We start from the raw sequence: 15,041 nt of genomic DNA on the forward strand, positions 1-15,041 counted from the left end.
GAAGAGTCGGTATGTCAATGATAGCATTAAGAGGCGATAAGGTACTATATCTGGTAAATCCTGATACGGTCGAGCTGGTTGAGGTTGAGCCACATCAAACACGACTGGTTACCACCCACCAGACGATAGTAGTGGATACCGATGAGAACCTGGAAGCCCTGATGCATTTATGTGGGCCGGAAGATCTGCATGAACTGTTGACACTGACCTTGCCGCCGTTAACCCGCGTAAACGACCTGCCCTTTTAGAGGGCGGTCAGGTTGCCCGGCTCCCGGTGAATTACCTCGCGCAGAATCATAATCTGCTGCTTGAGTAGCTGGATAGTATCATCACGATCGCTAAGTTGTCGCTCAAGCATGTTGTTCCGCTCACGAAGTACGACTAGCTCACTGGAAGTGGCTGATGAGTCGGTTTGTGAAGTAGGGCTTTCGGTTGATTTACCTGCCGTGCGTAACTGAGTGCTTTTGAAGGGTTCTCCGGCTCCCCTCAGTAACCAGTCACCGTTGATATCCTCAAAACGGTTGACAATACTGATCAGGGTTTCGTAGCTGGGCTTAGTCTTGCGGCGCAGTATAGTGTAAAGTTTGGCGGGTTTATCGAAGCCAAGTTCTTTACTGAGTGCATAAGCCGTCAGTCCTTTGGAGGCCATTATGTACTCAAGACAGCCGTAAATATCGCTTTGTTTTTCCTCTGTTTCGGGGGTGTTGCGGGCCATGGTGTATTCTATTTTAATTGCATTTATTTCAAAATTAGATAAAAGTTATTTATCTAAACAACTTAAAGCGTAAAAATAATTTGACCATGAGTGGGCAAGACTATAAAAATAATTTAGGAGAAGAGGCTGCTATCGATACCAAACGGTGGCGACCTGAAGACCTGCTCCTGAAATGGTTGAAGGCTATGAGCTGGCAGGAAATAGCCGCTGATAGTGATGATCGTGCTGTAGAGGCATACCGGGCAGTGGAGTTGAGTGTACGACTTCAGGATGCTTTTGAGGCTCCCAAGCTTCGTGATATTACACCCCGACTTGGCGAAGAAACTGTCCTGAAACTACTGGCCTTTGCGTGGGTGCAAAATGAGAGCCGCCGCAGAAACACCGTAGAGTCGGTGGAGCAGCTGCGTTTCTATGCACAGTTTATGCTGACTACTTATCCACTGGAAAGCGTCAAGGATATTATCTATGCTTTCAGGAGAGCTGGCACAGCCCACAATTTTCCTCAGGACATCATGACTGAGTACCTTGAGTGGAAGAGCCAGAAGCTGGAAGAATGGCACCGAAGCCTGACGAATTCTTCTGAGCCCTTACCCGAATGGATTTTGAAACAATGTCCCCCCCACTGGTTAACAAACAAGAACAGAAATGAAGCAACAGAAAATAGCAATAATGCCAACAGCGCCGACAAAGCCGCTTAAGAAAGAAGTAGATAAAAAAGAAGTAGATAAAGCTGATAAAACCGAAGCTAGAAAAGAAGTTGCCTGGCAGAAGTGGATCAAGCAGAATGTCGTGTACGTAAGTCCGGATGTTTGGGGTACAGACTTTTCGGAGCGATACCATGCGGATAAAACCATTGCTGACCTACGGAAGCTTCCTACCCGGGTGCTGGTGGATACACCTACACTTGACTACCTGGTTCGAGACCCTTCGCGCCTTTCACATAATGCCCTGCTGATCCTGAATGACGCCGATACAGAATGTATAGTAAGTATGGCTACCTGGTGGGAGTGGGCCGAAAGGGTAAGAGACGGACAATATATGCTACGCGCTGACTTTGGTGCCTTTGTGACCCGCATGACTAAGAGCTTCGGCCTGGCTGTTGCCGAGCTGAATCCACAGGCTATGAATGAGTTTACTCGCCTTCAGGCTGTAAACCAAACAGTAGAAGTAGCGGGTGGTTCAAAGTCAGGGCCAGCTAACCAGTTGCTCAGTAATGAGAATATATTTAATCGCTGGTTAGTAGCCCATGCTGTATCCCTGGAGATACCGCTACTGACTCCTGATCTGAACTTTGGTGCCTATAAGAAAGCGGGTCTGAAGGTAATCTGGTAAATATTTACCTGCCACTGGCGGGCTGCTCTTCCGGGAGCCAGCCCGTCGCGCCATCTTCTGTCCGTACTAATTGATACTTTTCGTAGTACCCCAGTACCTCTACCGTCTCACTCCCAGTAAGAGATCGGACCGTACCAGCTCCACCAACGGGCTGTGCGACTAGCGGTAGTGGGGTATTTAGCTTTCTTCGGGTAATCTGCCCCTCGATGGGTTGTAGTGTAGTACTACCTATATACCCATTCGTGCCATCCGGTAGCAGTACCCGGTATCCCTTTGCCGTTTGGCCGGTAATCCATACCACTGAGTGCCGCTCCAGGCTGGCTAGTCTTTCCTTCAAATCTGACGTACGAAATACAGTGGCTTTCTGAGCCAGTCGGGCGGTATCGCCCAACCATTTGGTAGTGGCTAGCTTTGGAAGCCTTTCGGGGCGGTCGTCAACATAGGGTAGGGGATTACGGGCTCCTGACCAACCACCATAGATTCCGAAGTGCAGGTGCGGAGCAGTGGTGATAGCATTTCCGGTATTACCTACAGTACCCAATGTATCGCCTTTTTTAACGCGCATCCCTACCGAAACAAGCTGCGAATCCAGGTGAGCATAATAAAGGGATACGCTTAATCCTGTTACTGACACCGACACTACCTTACCTCCCAGATTATTAGTACCTACATTAGATACAAAGCCGTCAGCGGCAGCTACGACCGGAGTACCTCGGGGTGCCTTAATATCAATGCCTTCGTGGCTACGTCTTCCCGCATCACGGTCGGCTCCCCAGAAGCTGATAATATCAGACCGTCCCCGACCTGCTACCGGAAATCCTAGTACAGGCTCTGTTTTTAGATCAACTGTAATCGTAGCTTCATCACGTAAGCCGGTCTGAAGCCGTAGTAACAGCGATTCATCTTTACCACTTCCGTAAGTGATTACTGAATCGTCCTTAGCCATATAAGTTACGCGCTCAGTATTCCCCGTCTCAGATATTTTGAATAAGTCAGCGAAGAGTCGCAGGGTACTGTCATTACCACTGGAGGAAGTTGATACTATCAATCGCCTGCCGGCGGGAAGGGTAAAGCAGTAGGAATGGGCTGAAATAGAATCGCCGAAATAATCCTTCTCCCGGTAGGGTACCGTTACCAGTAACGAATCTGATAGTACAGATTCACCCTGTCGCAACCAGGCTCTGCCGGCGGGTGTGCGGTCTAGTTTTTGTCGCCGCAGATCACGTTCGTAGAACTCCCGGGGTGTAGTCGGGAACCACTGGGTTATAGGTGGTATCCGAAGATTACAGGAGGCCATGCTCCCGACAATGACTAATAGTATACATCTATTTATGAAACTCTTCATATAAGCCAATATCAATTGTTACTACACAGATAAGTACAAATCTGTGCCAGTGGGTAATAATTGATATAATTATATCATATATGAAGAAGTACTGACCCCTGAGTATGCTACACTCAGGCGGCGCGGCGGCGGTTATTAGCCATAGCTCGCTCATCGTAGAGTGAGAGCCCTGCTCTTACAGCCGTTTCAAATTCTGACCGATTCATTTTGCAGTCTTCCTTGATCCTGATGCAGTTAGAGGTGATGTAGCCCAGGGTAGCTACCTCCTGCTTTATGATTAGTTGTGCGGCTTGTTTTCCCCTCATGATATCGCTGTTTTATATCGTAAATATAGCGCAAATATTTATCATATTATACCAGTTGTATGATAAAAGTTAATTATAAATTTAGTATATTTGACTATAGATAAACAACCTGTTATAGTCATATGAGCAGTAGTGTAGTAAGGCAAAAAAAGCCTCTGTCGAACGGTGAAGTAGAACTGGAAAGGGCATTGCGGCCGCTTTCATTCGATGACTTTACCGGTCAGGAAAAAGTCGTAGAGAACCTCAAGGTATTTGTGCAGGCGGCCCGTCAGCGTGAGGAACCCCTGGATCATGTCTTGCTGTACGGACCTCCGGGATTGGGTAAGACTACGCTTTCCCACATTCTGGCTAACGAAATGGGGGCAGGTATCAAGACGACTACCGGACCCGTACTGGACAAGCCCAGTGAGCTGGCCGGTATCCTGACGAACCTGCAGCCGGGGGATGTACTCTTTATAGATGAGATACACCGGCTCAACCCGGTTGTAGAAGAATACCTCTACTCCGCTATGGAGGATTTCAAGATTGATATAGTATTGGATACAGGGCCTAATGCCCGTACAGTTCAGATTGGGCTGAGTCCTTTTACATTGATAGGCGCGACTACGCGGGCTGGTTTGCTTACTGCTCCATTGCGTGCCCGGTTTGGGATCAACTCCCGGCTTGAGTATTATTCGGCGGAGCTATTAGCCTCTATCATCAGTCGTTCGGCTACAATGTTGGGAAGTCCTATCGAAGATGCCGGAGCGAAGGAACTGGCTACCCGGAGCCGGGGTACTCCACGTATTGCCAACAACCTGTTACGTCGTACGCGTGACTTTGCTCAGGTACTGGGTGATGGTACTATTACGCTGGATATTGTGAAGCGGACGCTGGTGGCTCTGGAAGTAGATCAGGGGGGACTCGACGATATGGACAACCGTATCCTGATGGCTATTATTGAGAAATTCAAAGGTGGCCCGGTCGGGTTAAGTACTATCGCCACCGCTATTGGTGATGAAGCCGAAACCATTGAGGAAGTATACGAGCCTTATCTGATTCAGGAGGGATTCATAAAGCGTACACCCCGTGGACGTGAGGTGACCGAAAAAGCCTACCTGCATTTGGGGCTGAATCTGCCCGACCGCTTCATGCTAGACCAGGCGGCCTAGTAGCAGACCGCTGGTTATTATAGACTGTAACTAATTAGGAAGCCGGAGGTGCTAAACTCTTGTAAGGCAAAAGGTTACTTATAAGTTACAGTCTATAATATGGAATTTTTATACGTACAATATCGTTATATTATTACTAAGATATAGTTGCAATGGAAGAAGCAAATGAGAAAGTAAAATGGGAGGAGCAAGAGCAGTGGCGGAGGTCAATTCCGGCGCAGGTCTTCCTTAACCATTTTTTCGGAATTCAGAGGCATATCCTGCACCTGCGTGACAACTATTCGCTCGCAGACCGGCCCTTGTTTCAGTCATTCGCTCCTGCGTTAACAGAAGAGCGTATTGGGCATGCTGAAAAGATGCTTATCCAATGCTGGAACACTGAGTATGCCTTGCGCGCTACGGCTGCCAATGGTGACGAATCTTATCTCCGTAATGCTCTGCACTGGACGTTTCCACAGGCCTATTACTGTCTGTTGTTCGGAGCTAAAGCATTTCTGGCGGTACAAGGTGGCGTAGCGACAAGTGAAAATATAGTGCGGTTGCGCCTGGGACGTCTGGTGACGGAAGGGTGGTATACTTATCCGGTTAGTTTTGCTGCCTTCGGCGCACCGGGTCATTTTAGTATGCGGGCTTTGCCAGAAGGCTTCCGTACTCCTAATCTGCAGCTTGTCGATACTCCTAAGGAGTCACAGGCACAGGTTGGGCAGTTTTTACGAACTACCCGTACTATGCAGGCACAGGCGCTACGGCGACGCCAGCAGGCTGATCCTGAAAAGGCGCAACGCAATACAAGTACCGGAGAGATCCTGAAGAAGTTCAGTAAGAAGCATTGGGAAGCTGTTACTTATAAACTAGGTCCGACTACATTTTTTGATTTGTTCTCGCGCCTGAAGATATCAGCTACTCACCGTGAGATAGAACGATTCGTGGAGGCCGACATTGATTTCAGGTTGTTTCATCACTGCCTGCTCGAAAGTGTTCAGTATATCAATACCATCCACGAAGCCTATGTGGCTAAGGCACTGGGTAAGCAGAAGTACGAGCAGTTTGTAGAGCAGCTACCGGGCTATCTAAAGAAGGGATTTGTGCAGAAGCGATATGAGGAAGTTATCAAGCCCTTACTGATAGAAGTCAAGCCGATGGAACTACCATACCGGATGGCTAGTTAATTTGATGATAAGGTAATAGGTGTGCTGACTACCAGTGTATTAGGGTTGCGGGCACAGATATTTATAGTGGTATAATAAGGTTTAGTTTATTAAAGTTGAAATAGAGATACACAAGATGAAAGAGAATAAAGATTTTTTCCGCAGCCAGGGTGGAGGACAATACTTTAAGCGGGAAGGGGATCATGTAAAGATCGTCTGCCTGTACGAGTTCAATCCGTCTATTGAGCGGACCAAATTCAATGTTGCTTTGATTGAGGCTTTGCATTGTGAGCCTTGCGAGGCTGTCGATTTCGAAAAAGCTGAGTTAGAAGTAGCACGATTACTCGATTTGCCTATTGTGCCTTTGCATCAGCGTGCATAACCTACGTGCCCTCCTCTTATGTCATATAAGCCTGACCGTTCAAGTCAGGCTTTTTTTATACCCTGTACAGTAAGGAAGAAGGTACTATATACCAGGAAGAAGTCAGGAATTGTTTTAGCATATATGGAGAAGAAACAAAAGTCTGATGGGATAGTTTAGTTGCTACATTATATCATATGCCTACTAAAACACATGAATGTAATCCTGTCAGGTAATGTTTGAAGCCTTGCTACGAGATATTATTCCTTTGAATGACGCGGAAAGACTGGAAGCTTTATACAAGTATCAAATCTTATATACACCGGCAGAAGAGGCATTCGATAACATTACCCAGATGATGGCTCAGGTGTTCAAAGCACCCATGGCCTTTATATCCCTGGTAGATAAAGACTATGTATATTACAAAGCCCAGGTTGGTCCTTTTGGTAGAGATCGGGTCGATCGGAAGGATAGTCTCTGCTCCCTGACTATACTGGGTACTGAGCCCCTGATTATTGAAGATGCCTCCGGCGAAGCCTGTTTTCATGATAATCCCTATGTGGCTGTGGAGGGAGGCATCCGGTTCTATGCGGGAGCTCCGCTTATAACAGCGAGTGGGCATACTATAGGTACAGCTTGTATTGTAGACATTCACCCCAGAAGCTTTTCAGAGGCAGATAAGCAGTTGCTGGTACGATTTGCCAGTCTGGTTATGCATGACATTGAGCAAAGGCTTAATGCACTGAATCAAGATAGTATTCAGAAAGAGCTATCTTTTGTAGCTAATGCCATTCCACAACTAATCTGGGGGAGAGATGCGAACGGAAAGCCTTCTTTCTTCAATAAAGGTATGCTGGAATACACCGGGTTAACGCATGAACAACTAAATGACGATTGGATATATGCGATTCATCCGGATGATGTGGACAAAGTACTCGACGCCTGGCAGATTGCGAGAGATACAAGCAGTGCCTACGAAGTAGAATACCGGCTCAAAAGGTACGATGGAGTATTTCGATGGTTTTTGGCCAGAGGTACCCCCATGAAAGACAGTAACGGTATGATCGTTAAGTGGTACGGTACCTCTACCGATATTCAAGACCAGAAGAGGGTAGAGGAGGTGCTGGAACGGCAGGTACAGGAGCGCGTAGCAGAGCTACATGAAGCCGAGCAAAAAATTAAAAGCAGCGACCGGATCGTAAAGTCGATAGTTGATAATTCGCCGATCGGGATAGTAGTATATACAGCTGTTCGGGAGGGGAGCGGTACTATCACTGACTTCCGGATTCTGCACTATAATTTGCGTAGTAATCAGCTCACCGGCTACACGGATGAGGAGCGCCGGCACAATAGCTTCACCGAGATACTGGAAGGAGTTAACTCACTCGATCAATTTCAACGGTATGCTGATGTAGTGGAAACAGGAGTTGCGATGGAGCGGGAGCAGTACGTAGAGCGCACCGGTAAGTGGCTTACCCTCTCTATTGTTAAATTGGATGATGGTTTTTTGGGAATGTTGACCGATATAACTGATCTCAAAAATTCTCAGCAGGCATTACAGCAGGAGAGTCTTTTCTCGAACAGTATTCTAGATGCTTCTATCAATGCCGTATTCGCTCTGGATGCCATACTTGATAGCCAGGGGGAGATGGTAGACCTGCGGATCATGAAGATCAACAAGGCATTCATAGATATTATCGGGCTGGACGAATCTATTATTGGAAAGCGTTACCTGACTTACTTTCCTAACTCCCTGCATAACGGCATTTTTGACCTTTATAAAAGAGTATATACTACCGGACAGTCGGAGCGGAAAGACTTCTATTCGATCAATCAAAATCTTAATTCCTGGTTTGATATCTCAGCCGTAAAGCGGGATGACGCGGGTATTGTAGTCACTTTCGCCAACATTACTCTTCAGCGTCAGGCGGCAATTCAGATCGAATTGCAGAAGAATCTTATGGACAATATTCTGAAGCATTCTCCGAGTGGTATTACAGTTACTGAGGTGATCCGGAATGAAAAAGGCGAAGTTATTGATGGCCGAACCATTGTCGCAAATGCTACCTCCGAAGTGCATACGGGCATTCCGGTTGAGCTATCTTTGAAAAATACCGTTTCCGAAAACGCTCCTGGTATACTTGAAAGTCCCCTTTTTCAGCAGGCTCTGCATACGCTTCAGACCGGGGAGCCTTTTATTACTCAGTATTATCTGGAAACAACTGGCCGGTGGCTTGAGCTGTCGGTGGCGAAAATGGACGAGGACAGGCTGATTAATGTTTTTACGGATGTTACTCCCATCAAAGAAGCACAACTACGCCTGGAGCAGTCGGTTGAAGACCTCAGGCGCTCCAATGATGAGCTGGAGCAGTTTGCATACGTTGCTTCGCATGATCTGCAGGAGCCCTTACGAAAGATCCGTATCTTCAATGACATGGCTGCGGGAAAAGTAGACTTACAAAGCGACATTCGCCCATACCTTGATAAGGTGGATGAGTCGGCGAAGCGAATGGCAGGCCTTATCAGTAGCCTCCTCGACTACTCCCGTCTTTCCAGGAGCCGCTCCCGCTTTGAAACAGTAGACTTAAATACCATTATTAATAATGTACTGGTTGATTACGAGTTGTTAATCAATCAAAAGCATGCTGTTGTTACTTTAAAAGATCTGCCAAAGGTAGAGGCGATTGCTCTTCAGATGAATCAGTTGTTCTACAATCTGATCGGGAATGCTCTGAAGTTTACAAGAAAAGAGGTAGCACCGGTGATTACCATCAGAGCACAGAAGCTGGATGCAACCCGGAAGGAACAGTTTCCTCAACTGCAGCAGCATAAAGACTATGTAGAGATTGAAGTTCAGGATAATGGGATTGGCTTCAATCAGGAGTATGCCAGTAAGATCTTTACGATTTTCCAGCGGCTCAATGAGCGTGGCTCGTATGGAGGATACGGAATAGGCCTGGCACTTTGTAAAAAAGTAGTCGATACCCATAATGGGGTTCTCTATGCCGAAGGGAAGCCACGAAGTGGTGCGAGGTTTACGATACTGTTGCCCTGTCGGCAAACTTAGCCTAAGCATTTACGAAAACTAAAATACGATCGATCTGATTCCGCAAGATGAATAGGTGGAGAAAAATTGTCGCTAGCCAAGATTAATCCGAGGTAAACCTATCTAATATGCAAGAGCAACCGGATTAGTTATGATTTATAGTAGGTATTTCTTTCTGCATGCCTAAAATAAGGTACTATAAAGGGTTGTGTTTAGACATCGAATAAGCTTTTGGCACTATTATTATTAACCCGAATGACAGCTTTTTACAAATACTTTACCATCATTAAGTTGTGGAGGAAAAATTGTACAAAAATTATAAGTCTAAATTTATACTTCCTCTAAAAAGTAGCCTCAGCGGCCCTAGAGGTGTTTCTGTATAGGATAATAAACTGTATAAACATAACATATTGTATATCAGCTATATTCAATTTTTTTTGTGTATTCCACACTTATAAGTGGGGAATTGTGGAAACTGTGTGGCGGTGGTGGAGCATTGTCTACACATTCTACAATTTAGGTAATACAGGCATAAAAGTTTTTTGAATTAATTTTTATGTACTTATGCTCATTTTGAAAGCTTTAGTAGGTGAAAGGCCTTGAGAAGCCCCAGCTGGAGTTAAAACGTGGTATAATTATTTTAAGATTCAGAGGAGTATATATCTACTTCCGTTTTTAACCTTCAACAGTTTGTGAGTGAGCATCATGGATAAAGCGCACCTAAAAGAGTTCGTTCAGTGTACAGCAATGCTTTGGAACGAGCATAAGAAGAGAGAGGCCCTATACGTAGAGGCTATGAAGAAGGACGACTTGGGTTCGCTACGCCGCGTATGCAATCAAGGCCACATTAGTGCTTTACTATTTCAAAAAGAAATCCAGTGGGTTTACGATTACTTCAAGTGCATGTTGAACGACTGTGATCTGCGCGAGAATACTATCAAGTCCAACACTGTATCGCTGGATAGAATAGAAGATCGCACCCTTTTGGCACGACTGCTGAAAGACGCTGAGTACTCGACAATTCACTGTTACCAGAAGGTACTTAAGTTTCTGGATAAAGACAGCGAAGAGGCTAGTATGATGCATGAGCATATAGCCCGGTTATCTGACCTATACGAAGTACTTGCCAAAGAGGTAGGCACTCGTCAGTCGTGGGGAAGTGCTGCTCCGGTAGGAGCTTTCAAAAGAGCCGCAGCTATGTAATTGGATACTATTGATTATTCCCAAATAAACCACCCTTAACTTTTAAGTGAAACGAGAGGAGGCCCCAAGGCTTCCTCTCGTTTTTTTGCTGTTGTACTGCCTATCATGCTGATACGAATAGAAAGCCCTACTTCTGATTGGCTAGTAGGGCTTTTAGACGTTGCTCTGTCTCAGAAAGAAGTGAGTTGTCGTCGGTGGTACGAGTAAGGTAGCGTTTCAGCCGGTCCTGCTCATAAGCCAGGGTTACGGCCGGATGTACATAGTATTTACGGCATACAGCCCGTGTATTGCCTAAGTGTGCTGCCACCGCATCCAGGCAGGCGTTGACTTTACTGTTAAAGTCGCGCTGGCTGGTACAGGGTGGTTGTGTGCTCAGGAATTCAAAGGCAGTCACTGTACCCATCCAGGTACGAAAGTCTTTGGCTGAGAAGTTGCCTCCGGTATGGGTGCGAATATATTCATTTACGTGTTCAGCCTTCAACGTACTACGCTTACCGTTATCGTTAATGTACTGAAATAGTCGCCGGCCAGGCATCTCTTTATAGTGCTTGACCAATCGTGCCAACTGGGAGTCACGCAAGGTTATGTCATGCTTGATCCCTTTCTTGCCCTTAAACGTAAATCGAATGGTACTGCCTTTGATAGTAGTCTGCCTCGCATCCAGCGTAGTGATACCCGATGATCCATTCTTGACCTTGTACCGCATATTACCTACCCGTATACAGGTTTTTTCCATCAGCTTTATGACCAGTGCTGTGACCTTGTACAGGTCATCATTGCGATGGCGCAGGTCTTCTTCTATCTGCTCGCGTAGTTTGGGTAGTACATCGGAGAAGTTGAGCAGTCGGTAGTACTTCGTGTGGTTCCGGATCTGGTTCCAGAAAGGGTGATACCGGTACTGCTTACGGCCTGCTTCGTCGACACCCGTGGCCTGCAGATGCGTATTGGTATCTTGACTGATCCATACGTCTTGCCAGGCAGGAGGTATAGCCAGTGATTTAATACGATGAAGGGCTTCGGGATCTTTACATCGTACTCCCTGCTCATCTACATAATAAAAGCCTTTACCGGCGCGCTTGCGGCGGTACCCGGGGGCTTCATCACTGCGGACATAGGTGAGGCCGACAGCCTCTGCTGTACGTGCGGGGTCTTTGCGTATTTTCTTTATTTCTTTGGGAGTAAGGGCCGGAAACTCAACGGGGGCTACTCCTTGTGTAGTTGCTACTGACATACTCTATTCTTAATTAGAAAAGACAGTATGCAAAATCGGTACCCGCTAAAAGTAGGGCAGGCTGGTCCGGAAGTTGCGGAATGATGTACTCATGTCAGTTAGCAACTTCTTTGGGATGAGGATTTTCAGCCTCCTCCTATCTGACTACCGGAAAGGCTACAATCCTGACTTTAGTACATCCGTAAGGGATCAGCGTGATGGTCTCGGTGGCATCACTCACCTTGCCCTTATACAAGCCATTGCGGTCAGTGACCGGTTGCCGGGCCAGACCATCTACCAGTTGCCAGCCGGGTATTTTTCGGGCAGTAGTTTTCAACTCAATAGGGGCATTATGGATGTTCCACACGAATGAATCGGTTATAGGTCTGGTAGTGACCTGTACATTTTTTAGGGGCTCTTTGATTACCTGTTCTACCAAGCCGTAGTTCCAGTCGCCTTTGGGATAGATGCTGTAGTACTGGCCTTCGGCCTCATTATGCCCCTCTTCCCACTGTTCTTCCAGTCGTAGTGCATATACCAGCGGTCCTCGCTCAATGGTTCTGGAGTTTTTGGCCCAGTTGGAGGTCGTTACCTCCATGGGCAGGTGTAGCGTCAGTTTATCTCCGTTTTTCCAAGTCTGGTGGTGTGTATATAGCTGTCCGCCTTTGACAGTACTTATTTTTTTTCCATTCACCGTGACGGTAGCCTCCTTGCACCAGGCTGGGATTCGGAGCTGGAACGGGAAAGCCACCGCCTTCGGAGTATTTATTTCGAAGTGGATTACATCGTCGAAGGGGTAGTTTGTGACTTCATTGATGGTGATCTCTGTGTTGTCGCTGCCTACTTTAGCTTTGAGTTGGTTGGGGGCATAGGCCAGCGCAGCTAGTCCTTTACCCGGAGTAGTGTACCAGAGGTGCTGGGCGAACTTGGTCCAACCCTGGTGCATATTGGCCAGGCAGCAGGTGTATCCGCTCCGCATGCCAAATACGTTGTTCATCTCACGATCAAAGGGGAGAGAAAAATCAAAAACACCCCTCGACACCTGTACCTGATTGGCAATCTGGAAGTACTGCTTGGCGTTGAAGTCATCAGTAGTTTGGGTCGGGAGGGCGTTGAAGGTCATCCGTTCCAGAGCATCCATATAGTGTATATCACCAGTGATAGAGATGATCTTCTCCAGAGAGAACATCGACTCTACAATGGCGCACAGCTCTACCCCCTGCGTGGGATCATTGCCGTGAAGATCTTCATCACCCGAGAAGATACCCATCGGTAAGCCATGGAGCGTCATCAGGTCGTTAAATCCTGTTTTAAGCGCTTTGAGATAAGCTTCATCATTAGTCCGCTGGTAGTTGATGGCGGGAGCTTTCAGAGCCATACCTACGTTTACGGCGTGCCGGTGCATCCAGTTCTGGCTGTTTTGGTTAGTAGCCGCTCCAATGGCCCAGTCGCGGTTGCCCAGCCAGGTACTCCAGGGGAATGACTGCGCCTCTATCAAGGAAGCCAGCTCCAGCAGGGACCGGTCCTTTGTGATGCTATACAGCCACTGGGCCATCATGGCATTGTCGGTACCGCGAGAGGTAGCCCATTCGGTCCATTTACCCACAGGGCACTTCTTGAGGCTTTGCAGCTGGTAGTGGAAGTACTTCGTCATGAACGGGATGACGCGCGGGTCCTGCGTTGCCGTGTAGTACTGCTGCAGTACTTTCAGCATAATCATCTTGGGCCACCAGTCTTCACCCTGTTCACAGTTATCAGCAGTAATCTGTACTCCCTGCTCCCGCTCTGCCTTCGTGATAGGGCCAAAGTAGCCCGAAGGCCGCTGATGGTCGAGCGTCCAGTTGATGTACTTCAATACTTTTTCCTGAAGAGGCTTGCTGTCTAGCAGGTAAGCCAGCGGTACCGCGCCATCCAGCCAGTAGGGTGTTTCTTCCCAGCCGTCACCTTTACCCCCAAGCCAGCCATTATCTTTACTGATCTTGGCGTGTACTTCATCCAGGTGCCCGGTCGTACCTTTCTGCATAATCATGAGCTGATTCCGAAGCCAGCCTGTAGGCTTGACAGCCCCCAGAGGAAGTTCTATAAAGACAGGCTTAGTATAGGCTTCATCACCAGCCTGTTTGCCAGCGGTACCCGGTTTCTGTGGGCCAGAGGTAAAGGAGGTTAACAGTAGCAAAGTAGCGGCCAGAGATAGCGATTTCATGAGTGAGATGCTGGTTATTGGATAAGGAGCCATTTTCTACACAAGCAGAAAAGAGGTTGCATCTAATCATGCAGGGACATAAAACAGGAAGGTCTGTACGCTTGTCGGTACAGACCTTCCTGTTTTATAAAGTAACAAGTAGATAAGCTACTAGCTGGCTGGTTGATTCTGAAACGCAGCAAAGATATTTCGTGTAATTTTTTCAGCCGAGATGTTATGTTCCTCACCCGGATACAGAATATACGAACTGGGAACACGCAGGGCTTTGAGCTTTTTATAAAGAAGTACCCCGTGCTGGTTAGAAACAAGGTTGTCATCGGCACCATAAAGCAGAATAGTACGGGGAGAGCGGAAGCTGGCCAGATAAAAAGGGCTAGCCTGAATAAAAGCATCGAGAGGACCTTCATACTTAGCGCCTATTAGGTACTGCACATTCGGCTGTAGACTTTTATCAACCAGTTCCTTCATACATAGCTCAGTAGGGGCAGCAACTGCTACAACAGTCTGAATAATTTGATTTTTATTATCCCCATAGGCATGAGTAAGGGCAATATGTCCGCCAGCGCTAACTCCGGCTATCATGTAGCCCTTGTCTTTAATATTATACTTGCCGGCATTTTCAACCAGATAATCAACCGCGGCGCTGATATCCTCACGCTGGAGTGAAATCAGATTGCCGCTATCCGTAGCGATACGGTAATTTACGTTAACAATAGCCAGGTTTTTCTTAGCCTTTTTCAGTAATCCTACTGTCGAGGCCAGGTAAAATTTATCACCCGTAGTCCAGCCACCTCCGTGTACAAGAATCACAACCTCAGCTGGATTCTTTTCCAATGAAAGTGGCAGCGTTATATCAAATTTCTGCAGCGGACCTTTCCCATACGGCACGTCATTAATCTCTACATAATCAATAATAGGGTCATTAAGAGTAGTGGTAGTGGGATCGACAAACCCTAAATCCTGACATCCGGTAAATATCAAAGAAATTACGCCTAGGGCAAGGCACAGAGCCATACGTATTC

Annotated in this window: 14 protein-coding genes; 8 read left to right on the forward strand and 6 right to left on the reverse strand. The window is 47.0% G+C overall.

Translation table 11 applies throughout. The features are described 5' to 3' along the window. Positions 1-17 precede the first annotated feature (17 nt). Entirely contained in the window at positions 18-248 is a 231-nt protein-coding gene (locus tag JUB14_RS06310) for a hypothetical protein (protein ID WP_207505021.1), read from the forward strand. Here the strand turns inward: JUB14_RS06310 and JUB14_RS06315 are convergent. Then, a complete protein-coding gene (locus JUB14_RS06315) occupies positions 245-715 on the reverse strand; it encodes a hypothetical protein (RefSeq protein ID WP_207505022.1) in 471 nt (156 codons plus the stop codon). The genes JUB14_RS06310 and JUB14_RS06315 overlap by 4 nt on opposite strands. Before the next feature lie 86 nt (positions 716-801). Here JUB14_RS06315 and JUB14_RS06320 point away from each other — a divergent pair, with 86 nt between their 5' ends. Continuing rightward, a complete protein-coding gene (locus JUB14_RS06320) occupies positions 802-1,413 on the forward strand; it encodes a hypothetical protein (RefSeq protein ID WP_207505023.1) in 612 nt (203 codons plus the stop codon). After that, the gene (locus JUB14_RS06325) at positions 1,385-2,047 is read left to right on the forward strand and encodes a type II toxin-antitoxin system VapC family toxin (protein WP_207505024.1); all 663 of its coding nucleotides are present in this window, start codon (positions 1,385-1,387) and stop codon (positions 2,045-2,047) included. Before JUB14_RS06320 ends, JUB14_RS06325 begins: the two co-directional genes overlap by 29 nt. A gap of 4 nt (positions 2,048-2,051) precedes the next feature. Here JUB14_RS06325 and JUB14_RS06330 read toward each other — a convergent pair whose 3' ends face one another. Next, positions 2,052-3,344 carry a M23 family metallopeptidase gene (locus JUB14_RS06330; protein ID WP_229367557.1) on the reverse strand — a complete coding sequence of 431 codons (1,293 nt, stop codon included), beginning with the start codon at positions 3,342-3,344 and terminating at the stop codon, positions 2,052-2,054. Between the two features lie 161 nt (positions 3,345-3,505). Then, positions 3,506-3,697 (reverse strand): hypothetical protein, encoded by a 192-nt coding sequence (locus JUB14_RS06335; RefSeq protein WP_207505026.1) that lies wholly within the window; start codon positions 3,695-3,697, stop codon positions 3,506-3,508. 122 nt (positions 3,698-3,819) lie between these two features. Here JUB14_RS06335 and ruvB point away from each other — a divergent pair, with 122 nt between their 5' ends. The 5 genes from ruvB (at position 3,820) to JUB14_RS06360 (ending at position 10,606) form a co-directional block, all read left to right on the forward strand. Further along, positions 3,820-4,848, forward strand: coding sequence for a Holliday junction branch migration DNA helicase RuvB (gene ruvB / locus JUB14_RS06340; RefSeq protein ID WP_207505027.1), 1,029 nt, complete (start codon positions 3,820-3,822; stop codon positions 4,846-4,848). Between the two features lie 152 nt (positions 4,849-5,000). Next, entirely contained in the window at positions 5,001-6,017 is a 1,017-nt protein-coding gene (locus JUB14_RS06345) for a hypothetical protein (protein WP_207505028.1), read from the forward strand. A 115-nt stretch (positions 6,018-6,132) separates the two neighbouring features. Further along, complete coding sequence (locus JUB14_RS06350) at positions 6,133-6,378, forward strand: hypothetical protein (RefSeq protein ID WP_207505029.1); 246 nt, start codon at positions 6,133-6,135, stop codon at positions 6,376-6,378. A 214-nt stretch (positions 6,379-6,592) separates the two neighbouring features. Further along, entirely contained in the window at positions 6,593-9,424 is a 2,832-nt protein-coding gene (locus JUB14_RS06355) for an ATP-binding protein (protein ID WP_207505030.1), read from the forward strand. A gap of 684 nt (positions 9,425-10,108) precedes the next feature. Then, positions 10,109-10,606 carry a hypothetical protein gene (locus tag JUB14_RS06360; protein ID WP_207505031.1) on the forward strand — a complete coding sequence of 166 codons (498 nt, stop codon included), beginning with the start codon at positions 10,109-10,111 and terminating at the stop codon, positions 10,604-10,606. 127 nt (positions 10,607-10,733) lie between these two features. Here JUB14_RS06360 and JUB14_RS06365 read toward each other — a convergent pair whose 3' ends face one another. From JUB14_RS06365 to JUB14_RS06375, 3 genes are all read right to left on the reverse strand, one after another. Beyond that, a complete protein-coding gene (locus JUB14_RS06365) occupies positions 10,734-11,837 on the reverse strand; it encodes a DNA topoisomerase IB (protein WP_207505032.1) in 1,104 nt (367 codons plus the stop codon). 136 nt (positions 11,838-11,973) lie between these two features. Further along, positions 11,974-14,019 carry a beta-L-arabinofuranosidase domain-containing protein gene (locus tag JUB14_RS06370; RefSeq protein WP_207505033.1) on the reverse strand — a complete coding sequence of 682 codons (2,046 nt, stop codon included), beginning with the start codon at positions 14,017-14,019 and terminating at the stop codon, positions 11,974-11,976. A 150-nt stretch (positions 14,020-14,169) separates the two neighbouring features. Next, on the reverse strand, positions 14,170-15,033 hold the full coding sequence (locus JUB14_RS06375) for an alpha/beta hydrolase (RefSeq protein ID WP_207505034.1): 864 nt from the start codon (positions 15,031-15,033) through the stop codon (positions 14,170-14,172). Between the last annotated feature and the right edge of the window lie 8 nt (positions 15,034-15,041).

Source organism: Telluribacter humicola, assembly GCF_017355935.1.
Lineage (GTDB): Bacteria > Bacteroidota > Bacteroidia > Cytophagales > Spirosomataceae > Telluribacter > Telluribacter humicola.

What these genes read in the sequence shown, in the direction of transcription:
- JUB14_RS06310 (WP_207505021.1), top strand. Translation starts at nt 18, where the DNA reads ATGATAGCATTAAGAGGCGATAAGGTACTATATCTGGTAAATCCTGAT.
- JUB14_RS06315 (WP_207505022.1), bottom strand. Translation starts at nt 715, where the DNA reads ATGGCCCGCAACACCCCCGAAACAGAGGAAAAACAAAGCGATATTTAC.
- JUB14_RS06320 (WP_207505023.1), top strand. Translation starts at nt 802, where the DNA reads ATGAGTGGGCAAGACTATAAAAATAATTTAGGAGAAGAGGCTGCTATC.
- JUB14_RS06325 (WP_207505024.1), top strand. Translation starts at nt 1,385, where the DNA reads ATGCCAACAGCGCCGACAAAGCCGCTTAAGAAAGAAGTAGATAAAAAA.
- JUB14_RS06330 (WP_229367557.1), bottom strand. Translation starts at nt 3,344, where the DNA reads ATGGCCTCCTGTAATCTTCGGATACCACCTATAACCCAGTGGTTCCCG.
- JUB14_RS06335 (WP_207505026.1), bottom strand. Translation starts at nt 3,697, where the DNA reads ATGAGGGGAAAACAAGCCGCACAACTAATCATAAAGCAGGAGGTAGCT.
- ruvB (WP_207505027.1), top strand. Translation starts at nt 3,820, where the DNA reads ATGAGCAGTAGTGTAGTAAGGCAAAAAAAGCCTCTGTCGAACGGTGAA.
- JUB14_RS06345 (WP_207505028.1), top strand. Translation starts at nt 5,001, where the DNA reads ATGGAAGAAGCAAATGAGAAAGTAAAATGGGAGGAGCAAGAGCAGTGG.
- JUB14_RS06350 (WP_207505029.1), top strand. Translation starts at nt 6,133, where the DNA reads ATGAAAGAGAATAAAGATTTTTTCCGCAGCCAGGGTGGAGGACAATAC.
- JUB14_RS06355 (WP_207505030.1), top strand. Translation starts at nt 6,593, where the DNA reads ATGTTTGAAGCCTTGCTACGAGATATTATTCCTTTGAATGACGCGGAA.
- JUB14_RS06360 (WP_207505031.1), top strand. Translation starts at nt 10,109, where the DNA reads ATGGATAAAGCGCACCTAAAAGAGTTCGTTCAGTGTACAGCAATGCTT.
- JUB14_RS06365 (WP_207505032.1), bottom strand. Translation starts at nt 11,837, where the DNA reads ATGTCAGTAGCAACTACACAAGGAGTAGCCCCCGTTGAGTTTCCGGCC.
- JUB14_RS06370 (WP_207505033.1), bottom strand. Translation starts at nt 14,019, where the DNA reads ATGAAATCGCTATCTCTGGCCGCTACTTTGCTACTGTTAACCTCCTTT.
- JUB14_RS06375 (WP_207505034.1), bottom strand. Translation starts at nt 15,033, where the DNA reads ATGGCTCTGTGCCTTGCCCTAGGCGTAATTTCTTTGATATTTACCGGA.